The sequence below is a fragment of the Lysinibacillus sp. FSL W8-0992 genome (assembly GCF_038008685.1).
GTDB lineage: Bacteria > Bacillota > Bacilli > Bacillales_A > Planococcaceae > Lysinibacillus.
In genome coordinates, this window is record NZ_JBBOZQ010000001.1 from 85,506 (window position 1) to 102,256 (window position 16,751).

Annotated in this window: 12 protein-coding genes; 4 read left to right on the forward strand and 8 right to left on the reverse strand. The window is 38.5% G+C overall.

The window, feature by feature from the left end; translation table 11 throughout:
* Positions 1–217: 217 nt before the first annotated feature.
* From NSQ74_RS00300 to NSQ74_RS00325, 6 genes are all read right to left on the reverse strand, one after another.
* Complete coding sequence (locus NSQ74_RS00300) at positions 218–3,592, reverse strand: S-layer homology domain-containing protein (RefSeq protein ID WP_340820951.1); 3,375 nt, start codon at positions 3,590–3,592, stop codon at positions 218–220.
* Between the two features lie 461 nt (positions 3,593–4,053).
* Complete coding sequence (locus NSQ74_RS00305; RefSeq protein WP_340820952.1) at positions 4,054–4,770, reverse strand: WecB/TagA/CpsF family glycosyltransferase; 717 nt, start codon at positions 4,768–4,770, stop codon at positions 4,054–4,056.
* A complete protein-coding gene (locus NSQ74_RS00310; RefSeq protein ID WP_340820953.1) occupies positions 4,767–6,038 on the reverse strand; it encodes a nucleotide sugar dehydrogenase in 1,272 nt (423 codons plus the stop codon). Before NSQ74_RS00310 ends, NSQ74_RS00305 begins: the two co-directional genes overlap by 4 nt.
* A gap of 680 nt (positions 6,039–6,718) precedes the next feature.
* Entirely contained in the window at positions 6,719–7,291 is a 573-nt protein-coding gene (locus tag NSQ74_RS00315; RefSeq protein ID WP_340820954.1) for a nuclease-related domain-containing protein, read from the reverse strand.
* Positions 7,292–7,514: 223 nt separating this feature from the next.
* Positions 7,515–8,363, reverse strand: a complete 849-nt coding sequence (locus NSQ74_RS00320) for a flagellin N-terminal helical domain-containing protein (RefSeq protein ID WP_340820955.1) — start codon at positions 8,361–8,363, stop codon at positions 7,515–7,517.
* Between the two features lie 191 nt (positions 8,364–8,554).
* Positions 8,555–9,019 carry a transcriptional regulator gene (locus NSQ74_RS00325; protein WP_340820956.1) on the reverse strand — a complete coding sequence of 155 codons (465 nt, stop codon included), beginning with the start codon at positions 9,017–9,019 and terminating at the stop codon, positions 8,555–8,557.
* 228 nt (positions 9,020–9,247) lie between these two features.
* Here NSQ74_RS00325 and NSQ74_RS00330 point away from each other — a divergent pair, with 228 nt between their 5' ends.
* A complete protein-coding gene (locus NSQ74_RS00330; protein WP_340820957.1) occupies positions 9,248–10,822 on the forward strand; it encodes a hypothetical protein in 1,575 nt (524 codons plus the stop codon).
* Positions 10,819–13,590, forward strand: a complete 2,772-nt coding sequence (locus NSQ74_RS00335; protein WP_340820958.1) for a DEAD/DEAH box helicase — start codon at positions 10,819–10,821, stop codon at positions 13,588–13,590. The genes NSQ74_RS00330 and NSQ74_RS00335 overlap by 4 nt, the downstream gene beginning before the upstream one ends.
* Before the next feature lie 269 nt (positions 13,591–13,859).
* Here the strand turns inward: NSQ74_RS00335 and NSQ74_RS00340 are convergent, their stop codons facing one another.
* Positions 13,860–14,282, reverse strand: coding sequence for a single-stranded DNA-binding protein (locus NSQ74_RS00340; protein WP_340820959.1), 423 nt, complete (start codon positions 14,280–14,282; stop codon positions 13,860–13,862).
* Between the two features lie 301 nt (positions 14,283–14,583).
* Between NSQ74_RS00340 and NSQ74_RS00345 the strand changes: the two genes are divergently transcribed.
* Positions 14,584–15,009 (forward strand): YwpF family protein, encoded by a 426-nt coding sequence (locus NSQ74_RS00345; protein ID WP_340820960.1) that lies wholly within the window; start codon positions 14,584–14,586, stop codon positions 15,007–15,009.
* 93 nt (positions 15,010–15,102) lie between these two features.
* Entirely contained in the window at positions 15,103–16,074 is a 972-nt protein-coding gene (locus tag NSQ74_RS00350; RefSeq protein WP_340820961.1) for an NERD domain-containing protein, read from the forward strand.
* A gap of 380 nt (positions 16,075–16,454) precedes the next feature.
* On the opposite strand, the gene NSQ74_RS00355 is transcribed toward NSQ74_RS00350, so the two are convergent.
* On the reverse strand, positions 16,455–16,691 hold the full coding sequence (locus NSQ74_RS00355) for a hypothetical protein (RefSeq protein ID WP_340820962.1): 237 nt from the start codon (positions 16,689–16,691) through the stop codon (positions 16,455–16,457).
* Positions 16,692–16,751 lie beyond the last annotated feature (60 nt).

A 16,751-nucleotide genomic window follows, 5' to 3' on the forward strand; every position in this document is an offset into this window, starting at 1 on the left:
CTGACTTCATCCCTTTTGTGTATCAGCACATCATTGGATGCAGGAGGATTAGGTACTTGTATATTGACTGTTTACAAGGAAAGGATTTTCACCTTTCAATTAGTAGTTGTAGTTAGAAAGAAAACCCAGTGAATTGCTATTAACAAGACCTGGGTTTTCATTTCCACTCATTTCACTGAACTAGTCAGTTTATAGAGTAACGTTTCGTTTAGTTTTATTAAGGAGTTTGTAAATCTCCAGCAACTAATACAGCAGAAGAGTTACCAGCTACATCTGTAACTGTAAAGTTTGCTACTGGTGCTAATGGTGCTAATGTAGCACCTAAAGTACCTGTTCCAGCTACTTTTAAAGTTAATGTAACATTTAATGTTTTGTTATCAGCAGCAAAAGCAACTGCAACATTTGTATCTGCATTAGGTGTTACTGCAGTTTTTACTAAATTTTCTACTGCTGTACGGCTAGCTGGGCTTAATGCTTCACTAAATACAAGAGTAGTACTTCCTAAAAGTGCTCCATCTTTCGGTAATACAGATGTTACAGTCGGAGCTGTTAAATCAAATGCTTTTTTCACATCAGCATTTGTTGCAGCTTTTAAGTTAGTAGTAAATGTTTTTGTACCAACAGCATCTGTAGCAACAAGTGATGTCGCTGCAATAGCAGTCGCTGCAATATCAGTACCTGCTGTTAAAGTTGCAGTGAATACAGCTGTTTTTGAATTTGTAGCACCAGTTGTTGCAAGTGTTTGACCACCATAAGCAACCGTTTGACCATTAGCGATATTAACATTACCAGAGAATGTTAATGTTACTGAAACAGTATCGCCAATTTTGAAAGTGTCTCCTACTGGAGCAACAGCTACATCTGTAACGTAAATTTCGTTAGAAGTTACAGGAGCAGTTCCACTACCAGTACTTACAACTTTAAATGTTTTGTTGCCATCAGCATCTTTAATTAAAGTAACGTTTACTGATTTAGTACCACCAGCAGTTAAATTTTGAATTTCATTAATGAAGTTTTGAGCACCGAAGATTTCAGCACCGTTACCACCAAAGAATTTAGTAGTTGATGAGAATTTTTCAATTGCTTTGCCAACATATGTTAAGCCTTCAGTTGTAATTGCTGCTACTTCACCAGTGAAAGTATCAGCTACTGCAGTTGTTGAAGTAAATGTTGCAGTCGCTTCTTTAGCAGTAAATGCAAAGTCTTTACCATTATATCTTGCAACACCTGTTGCTACAACACGTACAGCACTTGATTTGTTTTCTTCAGCACGAACTTTTAAGTTTGCACCATTGTTATAAGTAATTGTTAAACTACGGTTTGGTGATACAACTACTGGATTAGCACCATTTTCATCATATACTAATACGTTATTAGCACCTGTATTGAATACAGTATAAGATGCTTTAGTAATAGGAGCAATTCCACCAAATGTTTGACCACTCTGGTTTACTAAATCTGATTTAAACTCTGCAACTTCTAAACCTTCAAATTTAGTTGCTTTTTTAGTGCCTTTATAAACAGTTAGAGATGCGCCATCTAAGTACTCATCAGCAAAGTAAGAAATTGTAGCAACAGTTGTTGGTTCACCTTTGTCTAATTTTCCATTTACAGCATTAGAAGTATTAATATCAATCCATGCTACTGGCGTTGCATATTGGTTTGAATAAGGACTAGAAATTGCAAACGTTGCTTCACCTTTAGCATTAGTTTTAACTGTAATTTGTTTACCAGCATATCCAGTTTGTTCGCCATCATTATCAAAAGTTATGAATTCAGCATTTTTTGAATCAGTAGCAATAATTCCATCCACATCTTCATTTAAAGCAACATTCACCACTTCATTAGCAGCAATTTTACCGTCTTTGTCTTTAACAAGAACTTTGTAAACTCGACCATTTTGCCAACCAGTTGCAGCTACTTCTCCACCATCACGAGTAAGTTCAATAGTGTATGCAGATTGGATTGCTGAGAATGTAACTTTTTTAGCTGCCGATTGTAAAGCTGAAGCTACGTAAGTTTTGCTTGAAGTTCCACCTGTAGTTGAATGTAATTCATAAACTACTGGAGTTGCTTCAGCGTTTGAACCTGAAACTGTAAATGTTGCTTCACCTTTTGAATCTGTAGTAATTTGAGCAGCATCTAATAGAGTACCATTACTTAATTGTAAAGCTTGAACTCCATTAACAGTAGCATTTGCAACTTTATCTGTAGTTACATTCATATTTTCTAAGAATCCAACGTTAAACGTTTTGTTCGCTTCTGGTTTACCAGTTGTTGGGTTTTTATAAGTCACTTTATAAGTTTTATTTGCACCATTATTGATTGTTGTACCTTCTGTTACTTCATCAACTGTTAAGATTTGCTCTACGCCCCAGAATACATAACCGATTGAGAATTTAGAACGGTCACCTGTAGCATATGCAGTAACAGTATCATCTTTTGCAGAGTAACGAGTGTAAGTGTAAGTAGCGATACCTTCATCGTTAGTTACAGCTTCACCAGTAAGCGTTGGGTTAACTGCGTCGTTATTGTTACCAGGAACATTAAACGTTACTGGGATACCAGCTTTAGTTTGACCTTCAGCAACAGTTACTTGAGCTTTAACAGTTACTTGTTGGCCTAGTTTACCTTGTACTGATTTTTCAACTAAATCAACTTTAGTTGGGATTACAGCAGCGATACCTTTGAATGTACCGATTTTGTCTTCGCCAAGAGATACAGTGTACTCTTTGTCAGCTGTTTGAGCAGCAGTTGTTAAAACAACAACTTTTTTGTTTGTTTGTTTAACAGCAGCGTTTTTAACTTCAAGATCAGAGATTAAGAAGTTAAGAGCTTGTACGTTGTCCACTTCTTCGTCGAATGTCACTTCAACAGTTGTGTTGTTGATAGCTTTAACTGCAGCAACACCAGCTTCAGGAGTGTTAATAACGTTTTCGATTGTGCGGTATAAGAATGAAGCGAATTGTCCGCGAGTTACGCTGTTACCTGGGTTGAAGTTAGATACGTTAGTGATACCAGCGTATTCTAAAGCAACGATAGCATTGCGTTGTTCAGCAGAGTAAGCTTTTTCTAGGTCAGAGATTTCAGTTACGAAACCAGCTTTTTTGTAGTCAGCAACTAAGTCTACGCCAGCGATTTCTTTAATAGCACGTACTAAAACTACTGCCATTTGTTGACGTTGCATAGTTTGAGCAGCGTTTAAGTTGCCGTTTGAACCGTTGAATACGCCTGCATCTTTTGCAAGTGCAGCATATTTAACTAGTTCAGCTTCAGCTGTTGTTGGTAGATCGTTGAAGCGTTGTTTTGTATTCCAGTCAGCTGGAATTTCTTGGCCTTGTGCTTCTAAATAACGACCTAATAATTTAACCACTTGACCGCGGTTAATTGTTTGGTTTGGTTTGAATGAGCCGTCAGCGTATCCATTGATGATACCTGCATCAGCAAGTGCGTTGATTGCTACCTCGTGGTCGTTACCTGCTACATCTGAGAATCCTGCTGCAGAAGCCACTGGTACGATAGCAGAAGCTACTAAAGTAGCCGTTGCAGCCGTAGCTACGAATTTTTTGTATTTCTTTGGTTGGTTAGCCATAGAAAAATTTCCTCCTCTAAGTTAAAAAATTATGTCTCTACTACATAGTTATGTAGTAAATAAACAACTACACATAAAAGTATAGTTGTATCCCTAAAAGTTGTCAATCATATTTTGGGAAAATTACTAATTCACTTCCGGAAAATAGTGGACATCGAACTCTCTTTTACCATTGTCGGCTATTAAGCGTTTTTTTTCAAGTGAAAATATGCAACTTTTCCAACAAAATCTAATTTTCTACCATTCTGTTGTTCATATTTTCTAGAATGATATAAAATATTGGATAATTAAGTTATTTGATAAAACGAAAAAAGCTCAAGCATATAAATGCTTGAGCTTTTTTCGCTTGGGCTACCAACCGTTGTTTCCTTGCAGGGAATTCTATTATTTCATAGAGGAAATTCCTATACACCTACAGTCTAACACTTTCAATTTAAAACGACAATACCAATTTTTAAAAATTATTGACGTTTTTGCCTTGCCACTTCCAATAAGAAAAGTGGTAGTGCGATCTGACGCTTGATGCGCTTAGGTTCTTTCATTAATCGGTAAAACCATTCAAGACCAAACTTTTGGAAAATTTCCGGAGCACGTTTTACTGTACCTGCCAGCACATCGAACGATCCACCAACACCTTGATAAATCGTTGGGTGCAATCGGTCTCGATTAGTGTTAATCCAATTTTCCTGTTTTGGACTGCCCATCGCGACAAATAGTAAATCCGGTTGTGCTTCATTAATACGATCGATGACCTTTTGTTCGTCCTTTTCATAGCCGTCCTGTACGCCAACTATTTTAATAGAAGGAAATAGTGATTCTAGCTTTGCTTTTGCAGCATCGGCAACACCAGGTTTGCCTCCATAAAGGAAAATTGGCTTGCTTCTTTTTGCCGCTTCTTCACAAAGCTTCATCATCATATCGACGCCTGTAACACGTTCACGTATTTGCCCTTTTTGAATTTTCGAAGCAAGAATGACACCAATACCATCTGGAATTTGAAATTCTGCTTCATTTAATAGCTTCTTTAGTGCTGGGTCTTCTTTTGCCTTGATAATTTTTTCTGGATTGATGGCAACGACGAGCGCTTTTTGTTTGTTTTCAATGCGCTCAAATGCCATATCCATTAATTCATCGTAGCCTTCCGTATTGACGTTGATGCCAAGTACTGTTTCTTTCATCGGTTTTTCGCATCCCCTAGTAAGTGGAACTGGAAGCCAGCCTCTTGCCATTTTTCACGGTTTAAGCAGTTTTTCGTATCAAAGACGATTTTTGTTTTTACAGTAATATCCGCAGCGTTATATGCTTTAAACTCATTGTGATCTGTTAACACAACGATGATGTCAGCATCTTTTGTTGCTTCTTCTAAGCTTTGTGTTTGTGTTGCATGTTTGTTTTCTTTAATGTGTGGATCATAAGAAATCACTTCTAAGCCTAAATTTTGTAGCTCATCAATAACGATTGTTGATGGGCTTTCACGCATATCATCAACGTTTCCTTTGAAGGCTAGTCCAAGCACTGCTACTTTGCCACCTGCGATTTTGTTTTCATTTAAAATCGCTTGTGTTTTTTGTGCTGTAAATCTTGGCATGCTGTCATTTGTATTACGTGACATATGAATAATTTGTGCTTGCTCGCCACCTAGCTCAACTAGGAACCATGGGTCTACTGCGATACAGTGTCCACCTACACCAGGACCTGGGAAGTGTACATTCACACGTGGGTGATAGTTAGCAAATTTAATTGCTTCCCAAATGTTTACGTCTAATTTTTCAGCCATTTTTGCAAGCTCATTGGCAAAAGCAATATTGACATCACGGTATGTGTTTTCCATAACTTTTACTAATTCAGCTGTTGTTGCATCAGTTAAATGGATTGTGCCATTTACAAATGTTTGGTAAAGCTCTTTTGTCATTTGAGATGATTTTTCATCAATCCCACCAACGATACGGTCGTTGTTCACTAATTCTTCAAAAATACGACCAGGAATTACGCGCTCTGGTGAATGTGCTACAAATAAATCAATGCCGAACTCTAGGTTTGCTTTGATTAGCTCAGGTAGCATAACGTGCTCTACTGTTTTCGGTGGTACTGTTGATTCAAGAATTACTAAATTTCCTTTTTTCACATAAGGCACAATTGATGCCGTTGCTTGACGTACATATTCTAAATTCGCTGTATTGTCAGGGTTAATTGGCGATGGTACTGCCACAATGAAAACATCTGCTTCTTGTGGTGTCGTTGACGCTGTTAAGAATCCTTCATCTACTGCTTTATTTAGGCGTTCTTGTAAACCATTTTCTTCAATATGAAGTTTTTTCTCTTGAATACTTTTTACTGCTGCTGGGTTTACGTCAACCCCATGTACTTTTATGCCGTGGTTGGCAAACATTACAGCCGTTGGTAATCCGATATAGCCAAGTCCAACGACACAAATTGATTTCGTCATTCTCTATTCTTCCTTCCGTTTCAAAAACGAGTAGTAAATTTTTATATGGTCAATAAAATGCATTTTCACATTTTTGTTCTGCATTATAGTATACATCTTTCAAGGGAAAGTGTGAATCAATTTGTTATTTTGCAGTATTTTCTATGCGCTTTTTACATTTTGTTGGGTTTATCGTAGCTTTTTGGAAGTGATTGGATTGGTTTATCGGCGATTCGCGGGCTTCTATCGGCGATTCCTTCCGGGTTAACGGCGATTCATCGACTTCTATCGGCGATTTATACTGGTTTACCGGCTATTTCGAGACTCTTATCGGCGATTCCAACAATCTAGACAAGTAGTACTTCGTATATTTGCCTGTGTTACATCGTGTTGGCAACGATTTTTGCAATAATCGTTTAGCGATATACTCACTATCAATTTTCAAAAACTCACGACAGTCCCTGTTCGTTATCGTATCTCCAACAAGCATGTAATAATCTTTTAGTGCTTGTACATGTGCATCAGTACATCGGTGCTGGCATCTCTGACATAACCAAGTTCTTTTCAGCTTTTCCATCTCATAGTGCCCACAATTTTCGCAAAAAACGCCTCTTTGTAAAGCACTGACCTCAATTTGATAATATCGGCAAAGCGGATAAGGCTTTCTGTGTTGTAATTGTGACAAAATAATGTTTGTTATTTCAGTCGTAGCAATTCCCTGCTAATAACTTATGCAAATACATTGGGAGTTCTCTTCCCATTAATATTGGCAGCCCTTGACCCTCACGATGTATTTCTACATTATTAAAAGGAAAAACAATTGCTCCATATATCGGTATCATAATATCATGCTTGTTAAGAACATGGTGCATTGCCTGAATATACTGTTCCAGTTGAATTTCAGGATGCGTAAAAACTTGAATTTCTCCTGTATCTAAAGTACGAATTAACTGGCGCGGGTCATTTTTGAAATGAACAGTACCACGTATATTTTTAATTTCTAATATAATAACACCGCTTGATGTAATGACTAAAATGTCGATTTGCATGGGGAGTACCGTAGGAAGCATAACATTGTGGAAGATGTGACAGTCACTGAGCTGTGGTAACTTTTCTAGCTCTTTCAAAATATAATGTTCTGCAAAATCGCCCGCTTCCTTATTTTTCAGCTCCTGTTGTAAGAGTGTTAACTGTGGATGTGAAGGATGCAATCGTCGAACAAGCGCTTGCAATCCCAATGTCAGCGATGATGGTGCAAAAGGTTTAACAATCAATAACTTCACTCCTTTTCTTTTTACTATAACAGCATAAAAGTTGTAGAAAAATAGGGTGTTGGAAATTAAAAATTTACTGTGGTTTACAGGTACTAAATTTGTTAAATCAAATGGTTTATCGGCGATTCATGGGCTTCTATCGGCGATTTCTTCCGGGTTACCGGCGATTCGTGCAATTCTATCGGCGATTCCATCTAAAACAAAAAACAATAAGGAATCGCCATTAGTATCTGGGATTCCTTATTGTTCCGCTTTCTAGCAATTTTAAAATTGATTGTGCCTGTTGCATGTGAAGTGCCAGTACATATTGGCTGGCTTGTAGCAAAATTTGTGATTTCACCATATTCATCATTTCCTTCGCAATATCAGCATCGCGAATTCGTGATTCCGCAGCGGTTAAGTTTTCTGCTGTATTCATATTCGCATTATATGCATGTTCTAGTCGATTTTGATATGCACCTAGACGCGAACGCTCAGATGATACTCGCTTTAATGCCTCGTCCATCGTTGAAATTGCCTTGTTTGCATCATCGCGTGTTGCAATAGAAGTAGTGTCATCTAAACCGAGTGCCCCAGCTCCCATATCATTAATGAACAACTCAATGCTTTGCCCCGCATTTGCACCTGCTTGAATTTTGAGACCATTCGTCGAATAATCACCATTCAGTAATGTTTTCGTATTAAACTCAGTATCTTTTGAAAGGCGCTGAATTTCTTTTTTTAGCTCTTGAAATTCCTTATCGAGTTGCTGACGATCACTATCGGTTAGTGTATCATTGGACGCTTCTACTGCTAGCTCTCGCATTCTTTGTATCATTGCATGCGTTTCATTAAGCGCACCTTCAGCTGTTTGCACAAGTGAAATTCCATCTTGAATATTTTTCGATGCCATATTCAATCCACGGATTTGGGCGCGCATCTTTTCAGATATCGCAAGACCCGCCGGATCATCGGCTGCACTATTAATGCGATAGCCCGAAGAAATTCGCAACATCGCCTTGCTCATTGCACTATAATGGTTATTCATATTATTTAATATCGACATTCCCGTAGCAGACCACTTTCCTAGCATCTCCCCACCCCCTTGCGAACAGTATTTTTATTTATATCGGTGTCAGCCAATCGCTTTTAAGTACTATTGGTAATATATCCAAATAATTGAAGGTGGAACGATTAAAACTTTCTCAATTAAACTGTTAAAGCACCCGCTTCTTCTTCATGAAAAGTGGGTGCTCATTTGCTGTACCTAGTATTCAATTTTTGTTAACCTCCGAATTGTGTGCTCTTTTGATGTAATAGCTCAAAAAAGAGCGCTTCATTGTAATCTAATAACGCTTGATCTATTAAATAATCAATATTTCTTTGCTCAATTTCTGTAATAAGCTGATCTATCTCACCAACAGTTGCGGAAGAGACAAGGGGTAACTGTGGCTTTGGTGTAGCGCTTTCAAGAATTGGCGTTAAATGTTCATGAACATTTGTAATGAGTAATAGTTGATAAAGTGGTAATCGAATAAAACGATTCCCTTTTTGGAAAACAAATACCTCAGATAAATTTTCGATTTGTTGTGTATGCAAGTTGATAATCATTTCTTTCCCTTCAATTGGAATGAAATGAAAAATCTCATTCTCTTTTAATATTGAGAAATATTGATAAGCAAATACGAGACGCAATTTATCTCCAGAAATTTTCGTGTAGAACGGCTTCATGTACTGAACCTGCATCATCCTTCATCCCTCCTCGTTATCTGATTATTCAGATTTTAACACAAATAAACGTACTTGTTAACCATCTTATGTTCAAATTTTTTCTTTCTGATCATTCAGCTTATCATGTCCGCATTTTAATCGTATAATGGAAAGACAGTCTTTTTTCCTTAATACTACGTATGACATTTTTTGTCATCCAAATTAAAGCTAAAGTCATTGGCCAATGCAATTGAGAGGAGTGAGGTTATGGCTTTGTCTATTTCGCAACTAGCTAAGGAATATCAACAATTTATACTTGCTAAATTAAAAGAAGCTGAGCAGGATTTACATCCGTCCTCTAGCGAAGACGAGGAACTTATGCGTCGTGCAGTTTTTTCTGTACGTAACAAATCTATCGTATTTGATCGTTTTAATGGAGCAAGTTCTATATTATATGCAAGCGTACAGGATGTGAGACCTGCAACTGTAGAAATTGATTTTGCTCACGGGACTTTAAGCTGTAACTGTCCCCAACAAAAATGGTGTCGACATCAGGTTGGCGCACTACTTGCTCTCTATCAGTACTTTGATTCGGTACAAAACTGGTCTAGTGCTTGGCGTTCCCAAAAATCAGTGCAGTTAAAATCATTGGCTGATGAACGTAGTCCTGAAAGCTGGCAGTTGATGGTCGATGAAGTAATGAAACGTCTGTTACCGTCTGGTCGCATTTTAGAAGGCTACGGACTTTCGGCAATTCGTTCTGATGCATTGGAGCGACTACGCAAACATATGCCATTTGAACGTGAATGGCAGCCTATCTATAAGCTATTTATAGAGCTGTCCATTTTTAATGTGATTTGGCGTCATTTAAACAATACACAGGGGCATTCATTAGATTCACCCTATATGAAATACTTTATCGACCAAAGTGTGCAATCATTTGAAAGTATACTGACAGAATTAACGAATCGCTCTCGGCTTTTTGCAACCGATCCATTTTATGATGCACTTCAGCAAATCGTCCGAAACTTTTTACTTGAACGCGAAGGGCTGTTTGCCAATCGACTGCAAATCTACATGCTGCTGTGGGCAGTGCTTTTTTATGAGAAGCCTAGACGCGAACAGGAGCTTATACTTATTAGCAACCTCGACAATCTGTCACCCGAGATTTCTTTACAATCATTAAAGCTTATATTTTATGTGCTATTACAAAAAGAACAATTATTACAGGAAAGCATTGCACACGTTGCCTTACCACAGATGCAAGACTTGTTCGAATTAGCTACTTTTGCAAAGCGAGCTGGCGAGTCACATTCACAAGCATTAATTTTGCGTGCTATGCTCCCATTTGCTGAAGCTTTTTTACAAGAAACTGTGCCCGTCGTACAGCGAGCGCAATACGTGCGACAATTCCAACTTTTATATGAAGATATACAATTGACTGAGGAGGAAGAAACTACGTTATATAGTGCGTTCGGTGTATACGGATTACAGCCATATTCTTTCTTCCTTATTCGAAAAGAACGCTACCGTGAATGGGCGGCTTTACATCAGTTAAATGTTTCCTCATTTTCTTATTTGGAAATGTGTGGTCTAAAGGATGTATTACACATAGCTCCTGCAGCAGTATTACCTTTGTATCATGTCTATGCGATGGCAGAGATTACACAAAAATCACGTATGAATTATAAGCAAGCTGTACGTATATGGAAAAGTATGCGAAGCGCAGCAAAACGAGCAGGAAAAGTTGCTTATTTTGAAACATACATGCAAACAATCCGTGCAGAATATAAAAGACTTCGTGCACTACAGGAAGAGATTGAGAAAGGAAACTTAGTATGATGACATTAAATGCTCCCTCTCCGTTTACGAAAAGACTACAGCTACGCATTGAATCAGCTCAGAATGGCAATTATACGGTGCAGGGCTTTACTGCAAGTGGTACCGCAATAGAGGTAGAGACACTTATTTCTTCATTATTTTTCACCTATGAGGCAAATACTTATGGCTTAATGACCAATCGTACAGAGCTTTCCATCGATATTTCTACTGCCGAATTACTCGATATCTTTTCTTCGCGCTACAGTCACCCATTTATCCATTGGCAAGGGATTAATGCTGAAAGTAGTACGATGATAGAACAAGCACAAAAATTACAGCAATACTGGCAGGAACCTTCACTTTGGTCCCATGCAGTAATTGCAGATGATTTTTCTTCACTGTCATTTTCTATAGAAGGTGAAGATACAGAATTACTTGAAATAGCCGTGCAACAAAAACTCGCTCACGCTGGATTACTTGTGTCTGATGTGCCTAAGCTACTCCCATTTTTCGAACGTGGTGGCTGGCCACTAGAGCAGGATCGCCAAGCTGGCGCTGTTACTGTTTCTCTACGTTTAAGTGAGCCTGAGGAAGATTCGGAAGTTTGGCTTTTGGAAACTGTTTTAAGTACTGTTTCAACAAAAAATTACTGGACACCCGCTGTTCGTAAAAAATTATTACCATTAGCAGATGCATTACCGACTAAATGGCAAGCATTTGCGCTTGATATTAAACAACAACAAACACAGATTGTAGAGCTGCTATCAATTGAAGATTTACAACCTGATGTCTTTATTCATGTTACGCTAGACGATTTAGAAGTTCGCAAATTTTTACGTGAAGACTTAGCACGGTTACAGGCACTCGGTTTTGATGTTGTGCTACCAGCGTGGCTAAAAGATTTAAAACAATCAAAAATTCGCGTACGTGTTAGTACAGGAAATATATCAACGAAAAAAGTTGCTGGGCTTGATGATATTTTGACGTTTAAATGGCAATTTTCAATGAATGGTGAATCGATATCAGCCGAGCAATTTAAAAAGCTTGTCGATGAAAAACGAGAATTCATTCGCATTGGTACAGAATGGTTCCGAGTGGATGCCAATTGGATGCAAGAAATGCGTGCTTTAATGCAACAGGCTGAAGATGAAAGTTGGACTGTTCGTGAGCTTTTATTCCGCGAGCTACCTGAAGATTTATCTGTGCCTGAGGAAGAAGAAGATGCCGATGATGCAATGCGTGACGATCCACTTTTCGCCTTTGAGTTACAGCAATCTTTAAAATCTTATATGGAGCAGCTTCAGGAAAAGAAAGGTCTTCCACCAGTACCAGTGCCCCTTTCATTAAATGCTAGCTTACGTCCCTATCAGCAAGAAGGATTTGAATGGCTTATCTTTATGCGCGAACAAGGTTTTGGAGCCTGTCTAGCTGATGACATGGGACTTGGCAAAACCGTGCAGCTTATTTGTTATTTACTGCATGTCTATGAAACAACGGATGCCAAAGAGCCAACCATTATTATTTGTCCGACTTCAGTACTTGGTAACTGGCAAAAAGAGCTTGCCCGCTTTGCTCCATCGTTGGTCGTGCATACGCATTATCAAGCAAATCGAACGAAAGAAGATGCATTTGTAAGACTTATCGAACAAGAAAAACCGCATGTTATTTTATCTACTTATGGTACAGTGTCACAGGATGCAGAATTTTTACAAGAAATTAATTGGGCAACTGTTGTACTAGACGAGGCACAAAATATAAAAAATATGCAGACATTACAATCTCGTTCGATACGAAAATTACATGGTAGCCACCATATAGCTCTAACAGGGACACCTGTTGAAAATCGATTATCGGAGCTTTGGGCTATTTTTGATTTTATTCATAAAGGTTATTTAGGAAGCTTTGGACGCTTTAACGAAGAATTTATATTACCTATTGAACGCGATGAATCAGAGTCACATAAGCAAAAGCTACGTGCGAAAATTCAACCGTTTTTACTTCGTCGTACAAAGCGAGATCCGAATTTACAGCTTAATTTACCTGATAAGCAAGAGTCACATGCCTATTGTGCATTAACCGCAGAACAAGCATCACTGTATGAAGGTTATATTTTAGAAACGCTTGATCAGCTAGAGCAACTAACAGGCTTTCAAAAGAAAGGCCGTGTTTTAAAGATGCTTAGTAAATTAAAGCAATTATGTAATCACCCTGCACTTTATTTAAAGGAACCTTTCGAGGATGCTTCAACGATGCTTACACGTTCCGTCAAGCTAGAGCGTATTGTAAACATGGCAGCGGAAATCGTGGACAATGGTGAACAATGTCTTATTTTCACACAATATATTGGAATGGGACAATTACTACAGCATTGTTTCAGCGAAATTTATAATGTTGATGCACCATTTTTAACCGGTGCTATGCCTAAACAGCAACGTGACCGTTTAGTAGAGGCTTTTCAAGCAGGTGAATTCCCTATATTCATTCTCTCATTAAAGGCAGGAGGAACAGGGTTAAACTTAACTGCTGCAAACCATGTATTGCATGCCGATCGTTGGTGGAACCCTGCTGTTGAAAATCAAGCAACAGACCGTGCCTACCGAATTGGGCAAACACAATTTGTGCAGGTGCATAAGTTTGTGACCATAGGGACCATTGAGGAAAAAATTGATAAAATGCTGGCACAGAAATCTGCATTATCAGAGGAACTCATTCAATCGAGCCAGTGGTTAACAGAGCTAGATGATGATGAACTTCGTGATCTAATGTCACTGGATTATAATTTATCTTAAAAATGCGCCAAGAGCTTAACGTTCTTGGCGCTCTTTTCATTAACAACATTTCAGTGAACAATGTTTTTCTTCTTTCCTACTTACTTCTAATATTTAGTTGTGTGAAATGTTCATTGCTGTGCGGTCTTCAGCAATGACAAGTATTATTTAAAGAACACATCAATCCCTTCTAATTAATTTATTACGGCGCAAGTGCTTAGCATTCTTATAGGAGAATGGCGAATTTAGAAAATGTTTTAGCATTGCTCCGTATGTATTGCGATAGTCGGTTATACTACTGGTAATTGCAACTCTTTCTCTGGTAATACAAAATCCTTAAGAATCTCCTGATTGACGGATGAAGATGGTGGTACTTTGCTCCCGTCACTATCTGGCGGCTTCAGCCTATAAAAGCGGACATCTTCTACAACCACTTCAGTAATATAAATTTTTGTGCTTTCTTCATTCATAAATGATCTGGACTGAATGCGGCCATTAATCCCAATCAATGAGCCTTTTCCGCAAAATCTAACGATATGCTCTGCCAGCTTTCCCCATACTGTACAAAGTATAAAGTCAGTTTCTACTTCCCCACGACTGTTTTTGTAATTGCGATTAATGGCGAGGGAAAAATGAGATTGCACTCGATTTCTAGATAGTTGCCTTAACACAGGATCCTTCGTAAGTCTTCCAACCAGTCCGACTTGGTTCATCAATTCACCTCCTTTGCTTTTAATTGCTCTCATCTTACAAGATGGCAGTCCATATTGGCAAAAGTCGATTTTTAATATTTAAGGCGTTATTCAATCCGAAAAATCGTTTTTTCATCCGTTTATTTTTTATAGTATTGATTTTTTTCCGTTTAGAGTCTTGATGGCTGTAAGTAAAATAGTACTTTCCACAAAAATTAAATTTTGCATATTTAATGGAGAATTGAAGTAACAGACTCATCAGCAACAAGCTGTAATTGATTATGTTATACTAAAATGAATGACCGACTTAGGAGGATACATAATGAAAACATTTAAAATGCTTTCCTTTGACCTTGTCACTCAAGAGGGCATGCAAGCATTTCCTTTAGTCGATGGCATTATTATTAACCAGGAAAACAGCCATCAATCGTGGATTCTTGAACTGTTTATCGATCGACAATATCGACCGATTTTTGATGAGTTATTAGCGAATGCTACAGTATTTAATGTGCGAGCAGTTATTTCATTTCCAGATAATGAACCAGCGCCATTTCGAGTTGTCGTTCATACTGTGCAAGAAATTGGCGAGCATATCTCTGTGCTATTAAAAGGTACTTTAAAAATTAAGCGTTCAAAATACGCTGAACAATTACTCGCTGATCTCCTAACAGAGGGTGTTTCGCAAGTAGAGTTACTAGACCGCTTCTCAAAAGGTATGAAAGAACGACCAAAACTTAAAAATGATTAATTTTAGCGATGCGTTGTATAACGTATCGTTTTTTTGTGCTGGACAAGTTGTCATTTTTGAATAAAATATGGTGTAAAAAAGGGGTGAACTCAAATGAATTTTGTCATTCGTAAGAAACCGTTAAAATTATTATGGCTCGAAGCTTTATTGAAACGGTTACGGGAGCGAGATCCTGAGGCTAGCTATTTTATTGAACAATTTCGGAGGCTCGATGCTGGTTTCGCCGGTGAACAAAGAGTCGATAAAGAATGGTATGAAATAATATGTCCAAATACTTTTTTTGTATTGCATAATATTGTGCTTGCGAATGCAGCTAAGCATTCTCATCAACTCGATACACTCTTTATTTGTAATCATTTCATGTTAGTTGTGGAAATAAAGAATATAAGTGGAAAGCTAGATTTCGATGGCCTTACATATCAATGCACTCGGACAAAACCTGATGGAACAGTTAAAGGCTTTCCAAATGCTATTACTCAAATCCAACGGCATATTCAATTCATTAAAATTATATCTAAAAATTATTCTCTCCCTATAGAAGGCGCAGTTATTTTTTCTAATCCATCCGCTATCATTGAAAATCATCCGAATACAGTTCCTATTTTCCATGTATCCGGACTGCAGAGTCATATTCAAAGTCTTTATAAAAAATACTCCAAACCAATATTAACGGATGAACAACTAACCCGTTTTGTGCAACTAATTCGAACTCAACATCAACCACAAGAATTATTAACTCGCTTAGATTCCTCGCGCTTCCGCCATGGAGTACTTTGTCCAAAATGCAAATACAAAAATCAAATGTTTTATTATCGAGGCATTTGGAAATGTTCTGTATGCCACCACACAAGCAAGGAGATATTTGCAGAAGCACTACAGGATTATCAATTGCTTGTGAATCGGACTATAACCAATAGTCAATTGCGCAAATTCTTCGGCATTGAATCAAGTGATGCAGCAAATCGCTTATTGCGAAAATTTAATTTTCCTAGTATCGGTACGACTAAAAATCGCGTTTACCATCTCCCTGAAAATTTAACAGATTATATGAAGCAGTTCTTTTGATCAAATCTTATGCGGACTTCCGCATAAGATTTTTTTGAGGACTGCTTGTTGCGTGATTCGCGGGATTCTTCCTCTGTTCCGCGGAATTCTTCCTCTGCTCCGCGGAATTACTCCTCGCTTTCGCGGAATCATACCTCACTTTCGCGGAATTCCTCCTCCGCTCCGCGGAATTCTTCCTCTACTCCGCGAAATTAAACCCCTCTTTCGCGGAATCCTACCTCTGCTCCGCGGAATCTCCTCGCTTTCGCGGAATCACACCTCTTTTTCGCGGAATCCTACCTCTGCTCCGCGGAATTGCACCTCGCTTCCGCGGGATTTTTCCTCTGTTCCGCGGAATCACTCCTCGCTTTCGCGGAATTCTTCCTCTGCTCCGCGGAATCTCACTCCTCGCTTTCGCGGAATCCATCACCTACCTTTCGCGGAATCCTACCTCTGCTCCGCGGAATCACTCCTCTTTTTCGCGGAATCACACCTCTGCTCCGCGGAATCACTCCTCGCTTTCGCGGAATCACACTCTTCTTTCGCGGAATTCTTCCTCTGCTCCGCGGAATCACTCCTTGCTTTCGCGGAATCATATCTCTGCTCCGCGGAATCACACTCTTCTTTCGCGGAATCACTCCTCACTTCCGTGGAATTCATCACCTACCTTCCGCACAGCAGGATTCACCCAGCTCAAT